We start from the raw sequence: 17,868 nt of genomic DNA on the forward strand, positions 1-17,868 counted from the left end.
CGCGACCCTAGAGTTTGCTGCGAACCGCTTGCAACAGTGCTGGGCTGCTCGGCTCCGAGCTGCGCTGCGCACCTTGTCGCTGTGTGGCGACGCTCGCATCGCCCACGTGCGCCACGTCACGCCGCTCCGCGTCGCGGATGCGGGAGGTGGAGCGTACATGGTGGGATCGGGGTGGCGGGAAGGAGGAAGGCCGGTGCGAATCGGGTTGTGCCAGATCGTCTCGACCCCCGAGCCCTCGACCAACCTCGGGCTGGTGCGGGAGGGCGTGGCCAGTGCGGCGAAACGGGGAGCGACCGTGGTGGTCTTTCCCGAGGCCACGATGGCGTGTTTCGGCGTGCCGCTCGGCCCACTCGCCGAGCCGGTGGACGGCCCCTGGGCCGACGAGGTGCGGGAGATCGCCGCGGAGGCCGGTGTCACGGTCGTCGCCGGGATGTTCACCCCGGAGCCCGACGGCCGGGTGCGCAACACGGTGCTGGTCACCGGCGGGGGCGCCGAGACGCACTACGACAAGGTCCACCTTTACGACGCGTTCGGCTTTGCCGAGTCCCGCACGGTGGCGCCGGGCTCCCAACTGGTGACCTTTCCGATCGGCGACATCCACGTCGGACTGGCGACCTGCTACGACATCCGCTTTCCCGGCCTGTTCACCACGCTCGCCGCGAACGGCGCATCGGTGATCTTGCTCGGCGCCTCGTGGGGCGCGGGGCCGGGCAAGCGCGAACAGTGGGAGCTGCTCGTCCGGGCCCGTGCCCTGGACAGCACGTCCTGGGTGGTGGCATGTGGTCAGGCCGATCCGACCACCGTGGGACGGGAGCCGTTGGGCAACGCACCCAGCGGGATCGGGTTCAGCACGGTGGCCGACCCGTTCGGCCGGATCCACGCGCAGCTGGAGGCCAAGCCGGACGTCCTGGTCGTCGACCTCGACCCAGCCACGGTGCACGAGGCCCGCACCACCCTGCCCGTCCTCGCCAACCGACGCTTCTGAACCGAACCGTACGAACTACCAAGACCTCGCGCCACCATCAACCCGCAGGGACGGCACACGAACACGAAGGACGGCTACTTCTACCACATCGAGTCCGTGTATGCGGTTCGGAGCGACCCGAACAAGCGCTCGGTCATCACCCAGTCGCTACAGAAGACTTTCTTCCCCTGAAAAGGGAGAAAGCGGTCGCCGCCAGAAAACGACGATCATCGGGACTCCCCCAACCGCCGTTACCGGGTTCACCGGGTCTGGTGCGCAACTGAGCTGGTCGCCGAGGTGTTGCTACATGTCGAGGCCGAGGTCGAGTGCTGGTGCGGAGTGGGTGAGTGCACCCACGGCCAGGTAGTCGACACCGGTCTCGGCGTAGGCGCGGGCGACGTCGAGGGTGAGCCCGCCGGAGGCTTCCAACCGCGTCGTCGTGCCAGCGGTGTCGCGACGGCGGACGGCTTCGGTGCACTGCTCGACGGTGAAGTTGTCCAGCAGGACCTCTTCGGCGCCCATGGCCAGGACCTCGTCGAGCTCGGCCAGCGTGGTCACCTCGACCTCGCGGGGTAGGCCGGGGGCGTGCGCCCGGGCGGCCGCCAACGCGGCACCCACCGAACCGGCGGCCACGACGTGGTTGTCCTTGATGAGCACGGCGTCGCCAAGACCCATGCGATGGTTGACCCCGCCGCCGCAGCGGACCGCGTACTTCTGCAACAGCCGCAGCCCGGGCAGGGTCTTGCGGCTGTCCCGGATCGCGCACCCGGTGCCCGCAACCTCCTCCACCCACGCCGCGGTGGCGGTGGCCACCCCGGACAGGTGGCAGAGCAGGTTGAGCACCGTGCGCTCGGCGGTGAGCAGCTCGCGAGTGCCGGCTCGGAGCCGCAGTGCCGTGTCGCCGGGAGCCAGCCGGTCGCCATCCGCGCGCTGTTCCAGGACCTGGTAGTCCCCGACCACCATGTCCAACGCCGCCAGCGCCACCGGCACGCCCGCGAGTACGCCGGTCCGGCGGGGCGCGATGACCGCCTCGGCAACCGCGTCCGCGGGCACCGTGGCCACGGTGGTCACATCCGGCCCGTAGCGCAGGTCCTCGGCCAACGCCTCGGTGGCCACCCGGCGCACGTCCTCGACGTCCAAACCGGCCTCACGCACGATCTCCGTCACGGCAACGGAAATGTGGGTGGTCGCGGGATCTGTGACCGGAACGCCGAACTGGGTCACGCGACGCCTCCGAGGATCACGGGTTCGACATGGACGAGCCGGCCGGCCGCGTCCAGCCGCACGGGTAGGGAACGGTGCCAGGACTCGTCGGTGTTCGGGTGGTCGGTGCGTACGTGGCATCCGCGCGACTCGGTGCGCTGCAACGCTGTCGTCAGCAGGGTTGAGGCGACCATGGCGAGCGCGGCATCCTCCACGGCCCGGTGCGTCTCCAGTGGACGGTGGACCGACCTGGTGTCCAGTACCGACATCGCCTCGATCAGGCCGCTCGCGTCCCGGCCGATGGCGGCGTAGCGACTCATGGCACGTTGCAGGGCGTCCCGGTCCACGACAGGAGCGGCCGGCGGGCGCGCCGGTTCGGCGAGCTTGGGATCGGCGAGCAGCCCCGCCGCGAGGTCGGCGGCCACCGCACGGGCTGCCCGGGCACCCGTCACGAGTCCTTCGAGCAGGCTGTTGGAGGCCAGCCGGTTCGCCCCGTGGAGCCCGGTCCGCGCCACCTCGCCGGCTGCGTAGAGGCCGGTGACCCCGCTCCTGCCGTCCACAGTGGTCATCACGCCGCCGCAGGAGAAATGCGCCGCGGGCGCAACGGGAATCGGCTCGTGCGCGGGATCGACACCGACATCCTGACACGCGGCGTGGACGGTGGGAAAACGCCGCCGGAACGCGTCGCCGCCCATGTGTGTCGCATCCAGCAGGACGTGGTCCTGCCCGGTGGCGACCATGCGCCGGGTGATCGCGGCGGCCACGACGTCCCGGGGTGCGAGGTCGGCCAGCGGATGCACGTCGGCCATTACTCGCGCGCCGCTGTGGTCGACGAGCACGGCGCCTTCGCCCCGCACCGCTTCGGTGACCAAGGGGCGTCGTCCTGTGACGTGCGGTCCGCTGAAGAGAACCGTCGGATGGAACTGCACGAACTCGACGTCGGCGAGCACGGCACCGGCGCGCAACGCAAGCGCCAGCCCGTCACCGGTCGCAAGCTCCGGGTTCGTGGTGGCCTGGTACAGCTGCCCGATTCCGCCGGTGGCCAGCAGAACCGCGGGCGCACGCACCACGCCCGGCGCGCCTTCTGCGTCCAGCACGAGCAATCCCGCGACATCACCGACGGGCGTGCGCAACGCCTCCACCGCGATGTGCTGCTCCAGCACCGGAATCGGGTCGTCGCGGACCGCATTGACAAGAGCGCGTTCCACTTCCGCGCCTGTCGCGTCACCGCCGGCGTGGATGACACGGAAGGCGCTGTGGCCGCCTTCCCGGGTACGGGCCAGCGCTCCGTCGCGCGCAGTGTCGAAGCGGGCGCCCTGCTCACGCAACCGCTGCACGGCTCCTGGCCCCTGGGCCAGAATCACTGCGACCGCACGCTCATCGCACAGCCCGGCGCCGGCGGCGAGAGTGTCGGCGGCGTGGCGGGCCACGGTGTCACCGGGCTCGTGTTCCTCCGGCAGCACCACGGCAACCCCGCCCTGGGCCCACGGGGTGTTGCCCTCACCCAGGCCGGCCTTGGTCACCACCAGCACCCGCAGCCCCAGCTCGCGGGCGGTGAGCGCGGCGGTGAGTCCCGCAACGCCGGTGCCGACCACGACCAGGTCGGCACCGGCCTCCCAGGCCGGGGCCATCACTCGCCGCCACCGGGCTGGCCGATGGCGATCATGCGCCGCACCGCGCCCCGGGCGCGCTCGGCGACCCCGGGATCCACGTGCACCTCGTCCCGGCCCTCCCGCAACGCCCGCAGCAGCGCCGCCGGCGTGATCATCTTCATGTAGCGGCAGGAGGCGCGGTCGTTGACCGCGCGGAAGTCGATTTCCGGTGCGGCGCGGCGCAGCTGGTGCAGCATGCCCACCTCGGTGGCCACCAGCACGCTGCGCGAGCTGGTCTGCCGGGCTGCCTTCACCATGTCGCCGGTGGACAGGATCCGCACCCTCTCACTGGGCACCGTGCCCTCCCCCGCGAGATAGAGGGCCGAGGTGGCGCACCCGCATTCGGGGTGGATGAACAGGTCCGCATCCGGGTTGGCGGCGGCCTTCTCGGCCAGCTCCGGCCCGTTGATGCCGGCGTGCACGTGGCACTCGCCGGCCCAGATGTGCAGGTTCTCCCGTCCGGTGACGCGCTTGACGTGCGCGCCCAGGAACTGGTCCGGGCAGAACAACACGGCACGGTCGGCCGGGATCGACCGCACCACGTCCACCGCGTTCGACGACGTGCAGCACACGTCCGTCTCGGCCTTCACGTCGGCCGTGGTGTTGACGTAGGAGACGACCACCGCGCCCGGGTGCTCGGCCTTCCAGGCCCGCAGCTGCTCGGCCGTGATCGAGTCGGCCAGCGAGCAGCCCGCCCGCTCGTCCGGGATCAGCACCGTCTTGCCCGGGCTGAGGATCTTGGCGGTCTCGGCCATGAAGTGCACACCACAGAAGACGATCACGTCCGCGGCGCTGTCGGCCGCGATCCGGCTCAACGCCAACGAATCGCCGGTATGGTCCGCAATGTCCTGAATCTCCGGCAACTGGTAGTTGTGCGCCAGGATCACCGCGTTCCGCTGCTCGGCAAGCCGACGCACCTCGTCGCGCCAGGCCGCATCCGGCACCACACCGCCGTAGGGCTCCATCGCCGAGGTCCGCTCCACCGACGCAGTAGCGGCCATGTCGTCCTCCTCGCGTACTTCCCCTGCGGCCACTGGCCGCCGCCCGGGTTTTCGACTTAGGATCGAAAACATGGCCGATGGTATCAGCCGATCGGGTGGTACGGAACATGAGGTACTCGCCGCCGTGCTGCAGGTGAGAGTGGGATCACTCCAGGTCCTGCTGTGGCAACGAGCCCGGGAGCCGCACGCCGGCCGGTGGGCGTTGCCGGGTGGCCGGCTCCGCCCGACCGAGGACGTGGAGACCTCCATCCGGCGGCAGCTGGCGGAGAAGGTCGACGTCCAGCAGCTCGCGCACGTGGAGCAGCTCGCGGTGTTCAGCGCGCCGGACCGCGTCCCCCGACCGCCCCGGGTGGTGGCCACCGCGTTCCTCGGCCTGGTGCCCTGTGACGTCGACCCCGCCGTCCCGGCGGACACCGCCTGGCACCAGGTCGCCGAGCTCCCGCCGACCGCGTTCGACCACGGTGCCATCGTGCTGCGCGCCCGCAACCGGCTGCGGGCCAAGCTCTCCTACACCAACCTCGGTTTCGCCCTGGCGCCCAGAAAGTTCACGGTCTCGGCGTTGCGTGCGTTGTACTCCGCGGCGCTCGGCTACCGCGTCTCGGCCACGAACCTGCAGCGCGTCCTCTCCCGGCGCGGGCTGCTGGAGCCGACCGGGCACACCGCGCCCTCCGGGCCCTCCGGCGGGCGCCCCGCCGCGTTGTTCCGGTTCACCGGCAAGGGACTCGAGGTGACCGACCCGTTCGCGGTGCTCCGCCCGCCCCGGGCGGCCAAGGACGATGCCGGCGAGTAGATCCGGTGAGCACGTGCCTGGGGCTCGTCGTAACGTGAACGGGTGGCCGAGGTACTCCCGTTGTTCCCGCTGGGCAGCGTGTTGCTGCCGGGAGCATCCCTGCCGCTGCACATTTTCGAGCCCCGCTACCGTCAGCTCGTCGCCGACCTGACCACCGGTGCCGCCCCCGGTGGTTGCTTCGGGGTGGTGGCGATCCGCCGGGGGTGGGAGGTTGGTACGGACAACGTGGAGGCGTTGCACGACATCGGCTGTTCCGCCTTGCTCCGCGAGGCCCGCCGGCTCCCGGACGGCCGCTTCGACATCGTGGCCCGCGGTGAGCGGCGCTTCCGGTTGCTGGACGTGGACACCGCCAGCGCCCCGTACCTGATCGGCAAGGTGGAATGGGTGCCGGACACCGAGCCGGTGCCGGAGATCCGGGACCTGCTGCCGGTGCTGGCCTCCTCCGCCCGCCAGGCGCACGGGCACTACTGCCGGCTGGCGTGGAACGCCGAGGACTGGGCGGAGCCGCCCGAGGACGTCACCTGCACCGACCTGGCCTACCTGCTCGCCGCCGACTGCCTGCTGTACACCGGTGACCGCCAACACCTACTCGAGCTGACCTGCCCGGCCCGCCGGCTGCGGTGGATCCGGCAGGTGCTGGTGCGGGAGACGGCGATCCTGCGGGCGCTGCGTGCCGTGCCGGCACACGTCTCCGAGTTCGCCGAGTTGCCCTCCCGCAACTAGACGGCGCCAGCCAGAAGGCAGCGGGGCATCCACGGTTGTTCCACCCTGGATCTCAGAATTCTTTTCCGCAGGATGGAAAACCGCGGTGCGACGACGTGTCCCGGCAAGACCGTCGATGCCGAAGAGACGCGCGAATCGTGATGACCGTGCCAATCGGGCAGAAGGTACCGGCCGGAGGCCGCGCCACCGGGCCGTCAGCCGAGACGGCGCCCCAGGTCGTCCCGGCCGTTCCACGCGGCACAGGCGCCGTATGTGAGCAGCGTGGCCAACGGCTGCGCGAGCACCACCCAGGCCGATTCCAACCGCGGCGGCCGGTGCAGCACGGTGCCCACCGGGACCGGCCCGCCCGGCTGCGGGTACATGATCTCGGCGAAGGTCAGCCCCATCCGCGTGGCCAGCCAGGCGGCCAGCAGCGAGCCGGCGGCCGCGGCCACCATCACCACCGGTCCCCGGCGCTGCCGCAACAGCCACACCGCCCCACCGGCGAGCAGCCCGGCGGCGAACGTGAGCAGCAGGAAGATCCCGATGTCGTCGAACAGGTGGTAGCTCTCCAGCGGCAGCGAGGTCAGCCGGCCGCCCTGGCCCACCCGTAGTTGCTGGCCGGGCGCGAGCTCGGCCCACAGCCAGCCCAGCGGGATCCCCAGCAACGACACCGTCGACAGCACGCTCACCGCGGGCAGCAGGTCCCGGCGCACCACGACCCGCGGCCGCGGCCGGCGCCACGGGGGTGCCGCGCCCCCGACGTCGACCACGGTGGGCGGCCCGGCCGACTCGGCGCGCTCCCCCGGTGACCCGTTCTCCGGCACCCGAAGACCTCCCGTCAAGGCACCCCACTGCCGCATCGACCCTAGCCGGCGGCCCTGGGGGCCGCAGCGACGGCGGGCACCGCGCGCTCAGGCGAGCGACAGCGTGGGATCTCCGGCCGGACCGGCCTTCGCCGGGTCCGGCGGCGCGCCGGCCGCCGGGCCGGACACCCCCGGCCTGAAGGTGCCGTGCCGGCTGCACCGGGCCGTCCACCCAGAGGGCGTGATCTGGACCACCATGCGACGGGCGCAGGAGGTGCAGTACCGGGGCGGGTCGATCGAGCTGAGTCGTTGCCGGCAGGTGGCGTGGTCGCCCTCGGCGCCCGGCTTACCGCACCAGCCGCAGAAACCCTCGTTCACCGCCGCTCCCCCGTCCCCTGGCGCATCACAGGGTCTCGTTCAACGCCTTGATCGGCATCCGGAGATCATCCAGCATGCGCAGGTCCTGCTCGGCCGGTCGCCCGAGATTTGTCAGGTAGTTGCCAACGATGATGGCGTTGATCCCGCCGAGCATGCCCTGCTCGGCGCCCAGGTCGCCCAGGGTCAGCTCGCGGCCGCCGGCGAAGCGCAGCATCGTGCGCGGCATGGCCAGCCGGAACGCGGCCACGGTCTTCAACGCCTCGCTGCCGGCCACCACCGGATAGTCCTCGTACGGCGTGCCCGGCTGCGGGATCAGGAAGTTCATCGGGACCTCGTGCGGGCCCAGCTCGGCGAGCTGCACGGCGAACTCGGCGCGTTGCTCGATGCTCTCGCCCATGCCGATGATGCCGCCGCAGCACACCTCCATCCCGGCCTCGCGCACCATCCGCAGGGTGTCCCACCGCTCCTCCCAGCTGTGCGTGGTCACCACCTGCGGGAAGTGCGAGCGTGCGGTCTCCAGGTTGTGGTTGTAGCGGTGCACCCCCATCGCCACCAGCTCGTCGACCTGCTGCTGGGTGAGCATGCCGAGCGAGCAGGCGATGTTGATGTCCAGCCCGGCCGCCCGGATGGCCTCGATACCGGCCTTGACCTGCGAGAGTAGCCGCTTGTCCGGGCCCCGGACGGCGGCCACGATGCAGAACTCGGTGGCACCGGTGGCCGCGGTCTGCTTCGCGGCCTCCACCAGGCCCGGGATGTCCAGCCAGGCGGCGCGCACCGGGGTGGGGAACCGGCCGGACTGCGAGCAGAAGTGACAGTCCTCCGGGCATCCCCCGGTCTTCACGCTCACGATGCCCTCGACCTCGACCTCCGGGCCGCACCAGCGCATGCGGACCTCGTGGGCGAGCTGGAGCAGCTCGGTCAGGCGATCGTCGGACAGACGCAGCACGGCGAGCACCTGCTGCTCGGTCAGTCCCTCACCGCGCTCCAGAACCTGCGCGCGGGCGACGGCGAGGATGTCCTCGGCCCCTTGCTCGACTGCGGTGCGCTCGGCAGCTGCGGTCACGGCTCTCCCCTGTAGACGACGCGTTGGCGTCGTAGTTTGCCCTACTCCCCGCCATCTCCGACGCGACGCAGCTCACTCATCAACGAAATCGTTTGAACCCTATGGGGTCTCCACAACGCGTCAGGCGGCGTAACGCTCCGTGAACTCCTCGGCGTCGAAGGTGCCGCCGAGCGGCGGTGCGAGCGAGCGGCGGGCCATCGCTCGGAACTCGACCCGATCGAGCTGGCCGGCCCCGGTGGGCACGACCCCCAGCAACGCGGCACCGGCCGCCACGGGCAGGTCGCTGAGGTTGCACCGGGCGGCCAGGTCGGGATCGGCGGGCCAGCTGCCGATCACGACCCCCGCACAGGCGATGCCGCGCCGGGCCAGGGCCTCGGCCGACAGCGTGGTGGCGTTGAGCGTGCCCAGCCCGGCCGCCGCCACGAGCAGCACCGGCGCGCCCAGGGCCCACGCCACGTCGGCGAGGGTGCCCCCGCTGTCGTCGAACCGCACAAGCAGGCCGCCCGCGCCCTCCACCAGGACCAGGTCGTGCTGCTCGGCGAGTTGGGTGGCGGCCGCGGCGGCCACGGCCGGCCGCACCGGGGGCAGACCGGCGCGCCGGGCGGCGGTGTCCGGGGCCAGCGGATCGGGGAACCGGGCCAGCTCCTGGCCGGTCACCGGGCCGGCCAGCGCCGCGACCTGGTCGACGTCCCCGGGCTCCCCCGGCCGAAGCCCGGTCTGGGCCGGCTTGAGCACGGCCACCTTCTGGCCGGCGGCCAGCGCCAGGCTGGCGATCGCCGCGGTGACCACCGTCTTGCCGATCTCGGTGCCGGTGCCGCTGATCACGAGGAAATCCACGACGCGCCAGGCTACGACCCCCGCTTCCCGCCGGTGAGCCGGGCGTCCGTGATCGCCGGCACGCTGGACGGCGGCTCGCACGCACCGGTCGGGGGCGCCCGTTCCGCCCGGCGGGGCGTCGGTGCTGCTGCGTCTCGCGAGCTGGTTGAAGGGTGCTGAAGGACACTGGGGAGATCCCGTAGGCGACGCCGCCCTGGATTTAGTGTCACTTCTGGCAACAGGTAGCGCTGTCATGTCGCGCCGTCCGGCGAGGCCAGCCCCTCGGCCGGGGACCGGGTGGACTGAGGAGGTCTCCATGACCCGCTGGTACAGCCTCGAACCGCTCGACGAAGGGTTCTTCGACTCCGCCCCGTTCCGGTACCGCTACCCGATGGACCTGCCGGTGCCCGCCGAACGCGTGTGGGCCGGCCTGACCGGTTCCGACCCGCTGTCGTGGTGTCGCCTGCTGTCCGAGGTGCGCTACACCTCCGACCGGCCCTTCGGCGTCGGAACCACCCGCACCGCCACGGTGCTGCGCGGGTCCCTTCGCATCCGCGAGCGCTTCATCACCTGGGACGAGGGGCGCCGCCACGCGTTTCTCGCCGAGGAGGCGAACCTGCCGGTCTTCCGCCGGTTCGGCGAGGACTACCTGGTCGAACCGACCGCCACCGGCTGCCGGTTCACCTGGACGTTCGCGTTCGAACCGAACCCCGCGCTCCGGCTGGCCTTTCGGGCGGGCGCACCGCTCAACCGGGCGCTGTACGCGACCTTCGCCCGCGACACCCGGCGCCACTTCGGCGCCCGCTGAGCCCGCGTCGCCACGACCCTGCTGCACCCGACCGGGTAGCGTCACCGCCGTGTCGACGAACCCGGACCAGGTCGTGATGTACGGCGCCGAGTGGTGCGGCGACTGCCGGCGGGCCAAGGCGTGGTTGCGCCGGAACGAGGTCCCTTTCGTCGAGATCGACGTCGAGCACGACGAGGCCGCGCGCGAGGAGGCGGTCCGGCTCTCCGGCCGCAGGAACATCCCGGTCGTGGTGCTGCCGGGTGGCGGCATCCTCGTCGAGCCGAGCGACGCCGAGCTCGCCACCGCGCTGCTGACCCGGTAACCGGGGCTCGACGCGCGGCCGCTCACGCAATGCCGGAGGAGGTCTTACGGACCTCGCCGGTCAACCTCCTCAGCCGACCTCGGCGGCAGCGACGACGGCGGCGCCGATCCGGGCGAGGTCCGCGTCGCTGGTGACGTAGGGCGGCATGACGTAGATCAGGTCGCGGAACGGGCGCACCCACACCCCGTGCGCCACCGCCGCCTTGCTCGCCGCCAACATGTCCACGGCGTGGTCGAGTTGGACCACCCCGATCGCGCCGAGGACCCGCACGTCGGCCACGCCCGGCAGGTCGGCGGCGGGCGCGAGCCCGGCCCGCAGCCCGGCCTCGATGCGGCGCACCTCCCCCGCCCAGTCGCCACGCAGGAGCAGGTCCAGGGACGCGTTGGCGGCCGCCGCGGCCAGCGGGTTGCCCATGAAGGTGGGCCCGTGGGCGAGGACGGGCACCTCGCCCTGGGAGATTCCCTCGGCCACGCCGGACGTGCACAACGTCGCCGCCATCGACAGGTAGCCACCGGTCAGCGCCTTGCCCAGGCACATGACGTCCGGGCTGATCCCGGCGTGGTCGGCGGCGAACAACGCGCCGGACCGCCCGAACCCGGTGGCGATCTCGTCGAACACCAGCAGGACGTCGTGCGCCGCGGTCAGCTCGCGTAGCACGTGCAGGTAGCGCGGGCTGTGGAAGCGCATGCCGCCCGCGCCCTGCACGACGGGCTCCACGATCACGGCGGCCAGCTCGTGGGCGTGCTGCTCGATGAGGTCTGCAAGGTGCCGGACGTAGTCGTGGTCGACATCTGCGTCGAACCCCGCGGGTGGCTCAGCGGCGAACACCTGCTCGGGAAGCAGACCCCGCCACAGGCTGTGCATCCCGCCCTGTGGGTCGCACACCGACATCGGGTGGAAGGTGTCACCGTGGTAGCCGCCGCGCCAGGTGAGCATCCTCCGCTTCTCCGGCCGCCCGGTCGACCGCCAGTACTGCAGGCACATCTTGACCGCGACCTCGACCGACACCGAGCCGGAGTCGGACAGGAACACGTGGTGGAGCGGCTCCGGGGTGATCTCCACCAGCCGGCTGGCCAGCCACACCGCCGGCTCGTGGGTGAGTCCGCCGAACATCACGTGGCTCATCCGGCCCAGCTGGTCGCGGACGGCCGCGTCCAGCTCGGGGTGCCGGTAGCCGTGGATGGCCGCCCACCACGAGGACATGCCGTCGATCAGCTCGGTGCCGTCGGCCAGCCGGAGCCGGACGCCGGAGGCCGAGGACACCAGCAGCGGGTCCTCGGCGCCCGGCATCGGCCCGTAGGGGTGCCAGACGTGTGCCCTGTCCAGTGCCAGCAGTTCCTGGGGTCCCACGCGGGCAGCCTACGAGGGCGCGGCCGGCGCCGTGGCCAACCGCCGGCAGAGCTGCCGGCGGCGCCAGGTCAGGTCGGCGAGCGCGAGCGCGTGATCGGTCGGGAGCAGCAGCTCGCCGAGGGTGGTGGTGCGCAGCAGCACGGCGGGGCCGGGCCCGGCCCACAGCGGTTCCCCGGCACGGCTGGTGGCCCACTGGCGGGGTGGCTGGTCGTCCGGCAGGACCGTGGCGCGCACCGCCTGCACGTCCAGCAGTGGGATGTCCTCGCTGGCCAGCCTGTCCTCGCTGCTCTCCCGCACCCACCAGGTGAGGCGGTCCCGGCCGAGCACTGCCCGTCCCATCCGTTGGGTGCGCAACGGAAACCGCACGGTGAAGCCGCTGCCACCGACCTCCGGGGGCAGCGGCGACATCAGGCGGCGCCTCGCCCACCACGCCACGGCGACGCCGAGCACGGGCACCCCGGCGACGACGGCCCACACCCCGGCGCCCAGCCGCCCGGTGGCCAGCCAGCCGGCCGGCAGCAGCCCGAACACCGCTTGGACCAGGCCGTACAGGCTGGCCCGCACCGGCCACTCGGCCGGGTCGAGTAGCAACCGCTCGCGGCGTAGCGCCAGGACGTTGAGCCAGACGACGACGAGGGCAGGGGCGACGGGGAGCCATCGCCACCCCGCACCGGGGTCGAACCACCACTCCAGCCCGGCCAGCAGTGTGGTGGCCACCAGGCCGGCCAGCGGGATGCCGAACAACGCTGTGGCGAGCCAGGGCCGGGCCCGTAGCCAACGCCGCTCCAGGACCGGCTCGGCGCCCGGGTCGGCCGGCCCCGGGAGGGACACTGGGACGATCGGCACGCCAGGAGGTTAACGATGCGCGTCCGGGTAGCGACGCAAGGTTGACCCCACCAGGTGATCGGCCCGGGCGGGCACCAACCTGATCGGTGACCGCATCCGTCGCACCCACTCGAGTTCGTTCGGCCACCCGGAGCGGTGCTCACTGCCCCGATCGTCGGTGCCCGGCGGTATGGAGGGAACCGTGCGACCGACGGAGGCACCCCGTGTTGGTGAGCTGTCGGTGAGCTCACGAGTGAGCTCACCCCGCTCCCGGCGAGCCCTCCGCAGCCGGCCGCCGGGAGTCTGCTTGGATCGGATCCCGCGTGGGGGCACCACGCGGGATCCTGGACGGCGCGGCAGCGGCCCGGCCCGTGTGGCGATGCGGGCGTCGACACCGCCCCGCCCCTCGGCCGATGATCATCGATCGGGGAGGAGCCCTGGCCTTGGCTGGTGACTCGTTCGTCCACCTGCACGTCCACACCGAGTACTCGATGCTCGACGGGGCGGCGAAGGTGAGCCCACTGTTCGCGGAGGCGGACCGGCTGGGCATGCCGGCGGTCGCGATGACCGACCACGGAAACATGTTCGGTGCCGCCGAATTCTACGACCAGGCCAAGAAAACCGGCGTCAAACCGATCATCGGCATCGAGGCGTATGTCGCGCCCAGCAGCCGGTACCACAAGCAGCCGGTGTTCTGGGGCGAGGCGCGGCAGCGGTCAACCGACGAGCTCGGTGAGGGCGGCGACGTCTCCGGTGGCGGTGCCTACCTGCACATGACGATGTTCGCGCAGAACGCGCAGGGCCTGCGGAACCTGTTCGCGTTGTCGTCGCTGGCCAGCATCGAGGGCTACTACCGCAAGCCGCGGATGGACGACGAGCTGCTCGAGCGGTACGCCGAGGGGGTCATCGCCACGACCGGTTGTCCCTCGGGCGCCGTGCAGACCCGGCTGCGGCTGGGCCAGTTCGACGAGGCGCTGCGGGCGGCCGCCCGGTACCGGGACGTTTTCGGGAAGGACAACTACTTCCTGGAGTTGATGGACCACGGCCTGCCGATCGAGCGCTCGGTCCGCGAAGGCCTGCTCGACATCGGGCGCCGGCTCGACCTGCGCCCGCTGGCCACCAACGACTCGCACTACGTGACGCGGGACCAGGCGGACATGCACTCGGCACTGCTGTGCGTGCAGTCCGGCAAGACACTGAACGACCCGAACCGCTTCAAGTTCGACGGTGACGGCTACTACCTGAAGTCCGCCGAGGAGATGCGTTCCTACTGGGACGCCGAGGTTCCCGGCGCGTGCGACAGCACGCTGCTGATCGCCGAGCGGGTCGAGTCCTACGCCGAGATCTACGACCATCGGGACCGGATGCCCGTGTACCCGGTGCCGGAGGGGGAGACGCAAGAGAGCTGGCTGTACAAGGAGGTCATGGCCGGTCTGGAGCGTCGTTTCCCGGGCGGGGTCCCCGACGAGTACGTCGAGCGGGCCACCTTCGAGCTGGGCGTCATCGCGGAGAAGGGGTTCCCGGCGTACTTCCTGGTGGTCGGTGACCTCGTCGGTTACGCGAAGTCCGTGGGCATCCGGGTGGGCCCGGGCCGTGGCTCGGCGGCCGGCTCGCTGGTGGCCTTCGCGTTGGGCATCACGAACCTGGACCCGATCCCGCACGGCCTGCTGTTCGAGCGGTTCCTCAACCCGGAACGGGCCTCGATGCCCGACATCGACATCGACTTCGACGACCGTCGGCGCGGCGAGATGGTCCGCTACGCCACCGAGAAGTACGGCACCGACCGGGTCGCGCAGGTCATCACCTTCGGCACCATCAAGACCAAGGCCGCGATCAAGGACGCGGCGCGCGTCCATTTCGGACAGCCCGGCTACTCGATCGCCGACAAGATCTCCAAGGCGCTGCCGCCGCCGATCATGGCCAAGGACATCCCGCTGGCGGGCATCTTCGACCCGGAGCACCCGCGGTATGCCGAGGCGGCCGAGGTGCGCACGATGGCGCAGAACGAGCCGGACGTCTCCACGATCATGGATACGGCGCGCGGCCTGGAGGGCCTGATCCGCAACGCCGGCGTGCACGCCTGCGCGGTCATCATGTCCAGGGAGCCGCTGCTCGGCACGATCCCGTTGTGGCAGCGGGACGACGGCGCAATCATCACCGGCTGGGACTACCCCAGCTGTGAGGCGATCGGGCTGTTGAAGATGGACTTCCTGGGGCTGCGGAACCTCACGGTCATCGGCGACGCCATCGACAACATCAAGAAGAACCAGGGTGTCGACATCGACCTCGACACGCTGGGGCTTCAGGACAGGGCCACCTACGAGCTGCTCGGCCGGGGCGACACCCTCGGCGTGTTCCAGCTCGACGGTGGCGCCATGCGGGACCTGCTACGCCGGATGCAGCCCACCGGGTTCGAGGACATCGTCGCGGTGCTGGCGCTGTACCGGCCCGGTCCGATGGGCATGAACGCGCACAACGACTACGCCGACCGCAAGAACGGCCGGCAGCAGATCAAGCCGATCCACCCGGAGCTGGAAGAGTCCCTGAAGGAGATCCTGGCCGAGACCTACGGGCTGATCGTCTACCAGGAACAGATCATGCGCATCGCGCAGAAGGTCGCCGGCTACTCGATGGGCCGCGCGGACGTGCTGCGCAAGGCGATGGGCAAGAAGAAGCAGGAAGTCCTGGAGAAAGAGTTCGAGGGGTTCCGGGATGGAATGCGCAAGAGGGATTTCTCCGACGAGGCCATCCAGGCGCTGTGGGACGTCATCCTGCCGTTCGCCGGTTACGCGTTCAACAAGTCGCACGCGGCAGGTTACGGCCTGGTCTCGTACTGGACCGCGTACCTGAAGGCGAACTACCGCGCGGAGTACATGGCCGCGCTGCTGACCTCGGTGGGCGACAACAAGGACAAGTCGGCGGTGTACCTGTCGGAGTGCCGCAAGATGGGCATCCGCGTGTTGCCGCCGGATGTCAACGAGTCCGACCACCGGTTCGCCGCTGTCGGCAACGACATCCGCTACGGCCTGGGCGCGGTCCGCAACGTGGGCGCGAACGTCGTGCAGTCCGTCATCGACACGCGCGAGACCAGGGGGAAGTACGCCGACTTCGCCGACTTCCTGTCCAAGTCGGAGCTGCTGGTCTGCAACAAGCGCGTGCTGGAGTCGCTGGTCAAGGCCGGCGGGTTCGACTCACTGGGGCACACCCGGCTGGGGCTGTGCCAGGTCCAGGAAGAGGCCGTGGACGCGGTGGTCCCGCTGAAGCGACAGGAGGCCATGGGCCAGTTCGACCTGTTCGGGGATGACTCCGGTGGCCAGCCGGGCGATGGCACGTCGCCGTTGGCGCACCTGAGGTTCTCGACCGAGGAGTGGGACCGCAAGCAACTGCTGTCCTACGAGCGGGAGATGCTGGGCCTGTACGTCTCGGCCCATCCCCTGGATGGGGCGGAGCGCCTGCTGCGCAAGCACGCTCCGGTCACGATCGCCGAGCTGCTGGCCGACCCGCCGGGTGAGGGCGAGGTGGTGCTCGCCGGCATGATCGCCGCGATGGACCGGCGGGTGAACAAGAACGGCGAGCCCTGGGCGATCGTCACCCTGGAGGACCTGGACGCCTCGGTCGAGGTGTTGTTCTTCCCCAAGGCGTACCAGGTGTTGTCGGGTGACCTGGTGGAGGATGCGGCGGTGGTCGTCAAGGGGCGGATCAACCGCCGTGACGACAAGATCGCCGTCTTCGGGTCGAGTGTGGTGCCGTTGGATCTCAGCGTGATCGGGGAGGGCGAGGAGCCGCCGGTGGTGCTCTCACTGGCGGCGGAGCGGGTCACCCCCGAACTGGTGGCAGACCTGCGCAACACGCTCCGGGCCCACGCCGGGGACACCCCGGTGCGGTTGAAGCTGCAGTACCGGAACCGGACCACGATGCTGGCGGTCAACCGTTACTCGATCAACCCGAGCCCGGCGTTCATGGGTGAGATCAAGGGGCTGCTCGGGGTGGGTGCCCTCGCGTAAAGAATGTTGGGCCGTGCGTCGGCTTTCGGGCACGTTCGGCTCTCCTGGGTGGGCTGAACGATTCCGGTGACCTCGGTCGCCGCTGGATCGCGCCCGGGTGTTCCGTTCGCCGGGTCCCGCCCGGTCCGTGACCCGTACCAGGTAGCGTGCGAGCCGTGGTCGCGCCGGATCCCGTTGACGCTCGCCTGCTCGCCCTGGTTGCCGAGGTGGGGCGGATCGCCGTGCACGACGTCGCCGCCCGCATGGGGATGGACGTGCGCGAGGTCGCGTCGCGGCTTGCCGCGTTGGCCGCCACCGGGCTTCCGTTGGTCGTCGGCGTGGAGTGCGATCCCAACGGGATCCGGGCCGCGTTGGCGGCTGCCGGGATGTACGGGTATCCCAACCAGGGCATGCCGAGCGGGGGCTATCCGGTTCCGAGCGGGCCGTACCCGGTGTATGGGGCGCACCCGCAGATGCACGGGCAGTACCCCGTGGCGAACCCGCACCCGTCCGGGCCGTATCCCGCGCCGGGCTACCCGCAGCCAGCCCAGCAGCCGCAGCACCACACCGGGCCCGCCAGCGGCGGTTTCCCGGCGCCCACCGGGCCGCCCAGCCATCCGGTTCCCGCACAGCAGGCCGCGCAGGCGGTGCCGGCCGCCGCCGACCCGATGGGGGTCTGGGGGCCGCCGCAGAGCGCCTCGTGGGCCCGTGGGGACCGGCCGCCGCAGGCTGGCGCCGCGGCCGGCACCACTGCCGTGTCCGCGGCCGCGCGCACGGGCACGGTCGGCGCCACGCTGGAGACCGAGGGCCTGGAGGGCGAGCGGGTGGCCATCCAGCTCGTCGAGGTGGTGGATCCGGCGGACTTCCTGTTCACCGCGGCCGGGTACCGGCTGCAGGAGGGTGAGCGGGCGGTCGTGGTGCACACCGAGCTGACCAACCGGGGCAACGTGCCTTTCTCGTCGTTGCCGGACCTGTACCTGGTGCTGGTCGCCGCCGATGGCACGCCGGTGCCGAAGGCACCGGTGTCGCTGTCCAGCCGGCCGCCGCACCGGATCGGGGTGCAGCCCGGCGAGACCGCCGGCGGGCACACGGTGTACGTGCTGCCGGAGAGCACCGATCTGGTCGCGGTCCGCTGGAGCCCGCGCCCGGACGATGAGCAACGCTCCCTCACCTGGTCGCTCACCGAGTCGTCCTGACCCCCTCGGTAAGGCGTCACCAGGACGAAC

The 17,868-nt window shown here is 71.3% G+C and carries 16 protein-coding genes; 7 read left to right on the top strand and 9 right to left on the bottom strand.

Translation table 11 applies throughout. The features are described from left to right. Nucleotides 1-193 precede the first annotated feature (193 nt). Nucleotides 194-985 carry a carbon-nitrogen hydrolase family protein gene (locus IEY55_RS02795; protein ID WP_229685917.1) on the top strand — a complete coding sequence of 264 codons (792 nt, stop codon included), beginning with the start codon at nt 194-196 and terminating at the stop codon, nt 983-985. 282 nt (nt 986-1,267) lie between these two features. Here IEY55_RS02795 and nadC read toward each other — a convergent pair whose 3' ends face one another. From nadC to nadA, 3 genes are all read right to left on the bottom strand, one after another. Continuing rightward, on the bottom strand, nt 1,268-2,122 hold the full coding sequence (gene nadC, locus IEY55_RS02800; protein ID WP_229686028.1) for a carboxylating nicotinate-nucleotide diphosphorylase: 855 nt from the start codon (nt 2,120-2,122) through the stop codon (nt 1,268-1,270). A gap of 62 nt (nt 2,123-2,184) precedes the next feature. After that, nucleotides 2,185-3,798, bottom strand: a complete 1,614-nt coding sequence (locus IEY55_RS02805) for an L-aspartate oxidase (RefSeq protein WP_189053564.1) — start codon at nt 3,796-3,798, stop codon at nt 2,185-2,187. Then, a complete protein-coding gene (gene nadA, locus IEY55_RS02810) occupies nt 3,798-4,820 on the bottom strand; it encodes a quinolinate synthase NadA (RefSeq protein ID WP_189053566.1) in 1,023 nt (340 codons plus the stop codon). Before nadA ends, IEY55_RS02805 begins: the two co-directional genes overlap by 1 nt. 70 nt (nt 4,821-4,890) lie before the next feature. Here nadA and IEY55_RS02815 point away from each other — a divergent pair, with 70 nt between their 5' ends. Then, nucleotides 4,891-5,610 (top strand): NUDIX hydrolase, encoded by a 720-nt coding sequence (locus IEY55_RS02815; protein ID WP_189053568.1) that lies wholly within the window; start codon nt 4,891-4,893, stop codon nt 5,608-5,610. Between the two features lie 42 nt (nt 5,611-5,652). Continuing rightward, a complete protein-coding gene (locus IEY55_RS02820) occupies nt 5,653-6,333 on the top strand; it encodes an LON peptidase substrate-binding domain-containing protein (protein ID WP_189053570.1) in 681 nt (226 codons plus the stop codon). Between the two features lie 194 nt (nt 6,334-6,527). Here IEY55_RS02820 and IEY55_RS02825 read toward each other — a convergent pair whose 3' ends face one another. The 4 genes from IEY55_RS02825 to bioD all read right to left on the bottom strand — a co-directional run bounded on the left by IEY55_RS02825 (nt 6,528) and on the right by bioD (nt 9,396). Next, a complete protein-coding gene (locus tag IEY55_RS02825; protein ID WP_229685919.1) occupies nt 6,528-7,139 on the bottom strand; it encodes a DUF2567 domain-containing protein in 612 nt (203 codons plus the stop codon). 87 nt (nt 7,140-7,226) lie between these two features. Next, on the bottom strand, nt 7,227-7,496 hold the full coding sequence (gene bsaP / locus IEY55_RS02830; RefSeq protein ID WP_189054339.1) for a biotin synthase auxiliary protein BsaP: 270 nt from the start codon (nt 7,494-7,496) through the stop codon (nt 7,227-7,229). 25 nt (nt 7,497-7,521) lie between these two features. Next, nucleotides 7,522-8,559: a biotin synthase BioB gene (gene bioB, locus IEY55_RS02835; protein WP_189053574.1), complete on the bottom strand. Its 1,038-nt coding sequence runs from the start codon at nt 8,557-8,559 to the stop codon at nt 7,522-7,524. Nucleotides 8,560-8,679: 120 nt separating this feature from the next. Then, on the bottom strand, nt 8,680-9,396 hold the full coding sequence (gene bioD / locus IEY55_RS02840; protein ID WP_189053576.1) for a dethiobiotin synthase: 717 nt from the start codon (nt 9,394-9,396) through the stop codon (nt 8,680-8,682). Between the two features lie 295 nt (nt 9,397-9,691). On the opposite strand from bioD, the gene IEY55_RS02845 reads away from it, so the two are divergent. Then, complete coding sequence (locus IEY55_RS02845; protein ID WP_189053578.1) at nt 9,692-10,183, top strand: SRPBCC family protein; 492 nt, start codon at nt 9,692-9,694, stop codon at nt 10,181-10,183. Between the two features lie 49 nt (nt 10,184-10,232). Next, nucleotides 10,233-10,484 (top strand): glutaredoxin family protein, encoded by a 252-nt coding sequence (locus IEY55_RS02850; protein ID WP_229685921.1) that lies wholly within the window; start codon nt 10,233-10,235, stop codon nt 10,482-10,484. A 69-nt stretch (nt 10,485-10,553) separates the two neighbouring features. Here the strand turns inward: IEY55_RS02850 and IEY55_RS02855 are convergent, their stop codons facing one another. Next, nucleotides 10,554-11,834: an adenosylmethionine--8-amino-7-oxononanoate transaminase gene (locus IEY55_RS02855; protein ID WP_189053580.1), complete on the bottom strand. Its 1,281-nt coding sequence runs from the start codon at nt 11,832-11,834 to the stop codon at nt 10,554-10,556. 9 nt (nt 11,835-11,843) lie between these two features. Next, nucleotides 11,844-12,680, bottom strand: a complete 837-nt coding sequence (locus tag IEY55_RS02860) for a hypothetical protein (protein WP_189053582.1) — start codon at nt 12,678-12,680, stop codon at nt 11,844-11,846. A gap of 422 nt (nt 12,681-13,102) precedes the next feature. Here IEY55_RS02860 and dnaE point away from each other — a divergent pair, with 422 nt between their 5' ends. Together dnaE and IEY55_RS02870 are read left to right on the top strand one after the other, a co-directional pair. Continuing rightward, nucleotides 13,103-16,663, top strand: a complete 3,561-nt coding sequence (gene dnaE, locus IEY55_RS02865) for a DNA polymerase III subunit alpha (protein ID WP_189054222.1) — start codon at nt 13,103-13,105, stop codon at nt 16,661-16,663. A 155-nt stretch (nt 16,664-16,818) separates the two neighbouring features. Continuing rightward, a complete protein-coding gene (locus IEY55_RS02870) occupies nt 16,819-17,838 on the top strand; it encodes an Lrp/AsnC family transcriptional regulator (RefSeq protein WP_189053584.1) in 1,020 nt (339 codons plus the stop codon). The last annotated feature ends 30 nt before the right edge of the window (nt 17,839-17,868 follow it).

It is taken from the genome of Longimycelium tulufanense, from assembly GCF_014645795.1.
GTDB classification, from domain to species: Bacteria; Actinomycetota; Actinomycetes; order Mycobacteriales; family Pseudonocardiaceae; genus Longimycelium; species Longimycelium tulufanense.

Bases quoted from the DNA above. Each gene is read 5' to 3' on its own strand.
- IEY55_RS02805 (WP_189053564.1), bottom strand. From the start codon at position 3,798: ATGGCCCCGGCCTGGGAGGCCGGTGCCGACCTGGTCGTGGTCGGCACC.
- nadA (WP_189053566.1), bottom strand. From the start codon at position 4,820: ATGGCCGCTACTGCGTCGGTGGAGCGGACCTCGGCGATGGAGCCCTAC.
- IEY55_RS02815 (WP_189053568.1), top strand. From the start codon at position 4,891: ATGGCCGATGGTATCAGCCGATCGGGTGGTACGGAACATGAGGTACTC.
- IEY55_RS02845 (WP_189053578.1), top strand. From the start codon at position 9,692: ATGACCCGCTGGTACAGCCTCGAACCGCTCGACGAAGGGTTCTTCGAC.